The 1917-nt window shown below is 38.0% G+C and carries 3 protein-coding genes; 2 read left to right on the top strand and 1 reads right to left on the bottom strand.

Annotated features, from left to right (window positions below; all coding sequences use genetic code 11):
• A partial coding sequence (locus tag V7083_RS23270; protein WP_335482539.1) for a DUF2624 family protein occupies positions 1–147 on the bottom strand: 147 nt, incomplete at its 3' end.
• A 159-nt stretch (positions 148–306) separates the two neighbouring features.
• Here V7083_RS23270 and V7083_RS23265 point away from each other — a divergent pair.
• Entirely contained in the window at positions 307–1086 is a 780-nt protein-coding gene (locus V7083_RS23265) for a metal ABC transporter ATP-binding protein (RefSeq protein ID WP_335482537.1), read from the top strand.
• A partial coding sequence (locus V7083_RS23260) for a metal ABC transporter permease (RefSeq protein WP_335482535.1) occupies positions 1083–1917 on the top strand: 835 nt, incomplete at its 3' end. The genes V7083_RS23265 and V7083_RS23260, both read left to right, overlap by 4 nt.

The following is a 1917-nucleotide window of genomic DNA, read 5'->3' as shown; positions in this document are numbered from 1 at the left end:
ATTAATATTTTTACCTCTTAAGTATTCTGCAATTTTTTTGGCTTGCTGGCGATTTACAGTAATGTTAAATTGGTTGGCGTATTTTATCAATTCCTCAGCAGTGATGGTATTAATTTTGTGATTAATAATATTTTCGAAAATCTTCACCAGAATCCCTCCCCATTGCTAATGTATGAATTTCATAAGGGAGTGTTACAAAGGACAAAGATATAATTGAATCCTAGTGCTTTACATTCAAATAGGGGTATTGTATACTACTAAAAGTTAAATCGGAATGATTCTTAAAATTAAAGGTGAGAATGCCGTATGTCATCTGCTATCGAAATAAAACAGTTATCTTATCGGTATGAGAAAGAAACTGTACTTGAAAATATCAACTTAAATGTACCGGAGGGATCTTTTCTGGCAATTGTGGGGCCAAATGGATCCGGAAAGTCCACTCTACTTAAACTGATTTTAGGCTTGCTAAAAGCACAAAAAGGGGAAATTAATCTCTTTGGTAAGGAAATCAGTAAATTCAAGGATTGGGAGCATATTGGTTATGTTTCCCAAAAGGCTAATTCTTTTAATACTGGGTTTCCTGCTTCTGTCTTTGAAGTGGTTGCCAGTGGATTAACGAAAAAACTGGGTATGTTCCACTCTTTCAAAAAGGAATATACACCAATAGTCCTGTCGGCTCTAGAAGCAGTGGGAATGAAGGGTTTTCGCAATCGAAACATCGGAGAGCTGTCAGGGGGACAGCAACAAAGGGTATTTATCGCCAGAGCTTTAGTCAGTGATCCAAAACTGCTCATTCTTGATGAGCCGACAGTAGGGGTGGATGCTGAAAATGTAAATGCTTTTTATGAGATGCTCAACGATTTAAATAAACTTAGAGGGATTACCTTATTATTGGTTACACACGATATTGGAGCTGTAACAGAAAAGGTAACGCATGTTGCCTGCTTGAATAAACATTTGTATTTTCATGGGGACACACATGAATTTGAGCAAATGAGGATGGAGGACATGTCAAAGGCGTATGGGTATGATGTGCAATTCCTTACCCATCACCATGAACATGAGCATGGGGGCGTACTAAAATGATTCAGGGAATACTACATTATGAGTTTCTGCAAAATGCATTCCTAACCGGAATCCTGATTGGTTTCCTTGCCCCATTATTAGGTGTGTTTATTGTAGTAAGAAGACTTTCTTTAATCGCTGATGCATTGAGCCATGTTACGCTCGCGGGGATTGCCGCCAGTTTACTGCTGCAGCGAAATTTCGGCCTTCCCTGGCTGAATCCACTTTATATGGGGATGGTGTTTTCAGTAGGGGGCTCCTTGTTTATTGAAAAATTAAGAAGTGTTTATAAACATTATCAGGAATTGGCTATTCCAATTATTCTCTCGAGCGGAATTGGGTTAGGCGTCATTTTTATTTCCTTGGCTAAAGGATTTAATGTTGATTTATTCAGCTATTTATTTGGAAGTGTGTCTGCCGTTAGTCGTACTGACCTATTAGTAGTGTTCATCATCGGCATTTTGGTCGTTACCTTAATTGTTTTATTATATAAGGAATTATTTATTTTATCGTTTGATGAAGAATACGCAAAAGCGTCAGGCATTCCTGCCAAGAGTGTTCATTTTATTTTTATCATCATGGTTGCACTTGTCATTGCCGCTTCCATGCGCATTGTCGGAATCTTATTGGTTTCTTCCCTAATGACTCTGCCAGTGGCGGCGAGTATCAGGATTGCCAAAGGGTTTAAGCAAACAATTCTATTTTCAGTGATTTTCGGTGAAGTTTCTGTTCTGGGAGGGTTAACAACAGCCTACTATTTGGATTTGGCTCCCGGCGGTACGATTGTGATGCTGTCTGTTCTTATTTTAATTTTAACGATTTTATCTAAAAAAATGATGATGAAAAAAGAAA

The organism is Bacillus sp. JJ1764, from assembly GCF_036962145.1.
Taxonomy (GTDB): domain Bacteria; phylum Bacillota; class Bacilli; order Bacillales; family Cytobacillaceae; genus Neobacillus.
Note: the sequence above shows the minus strand (reverse complement) of the source record. Positions and strands in the feature narration are given on the sequence as shown.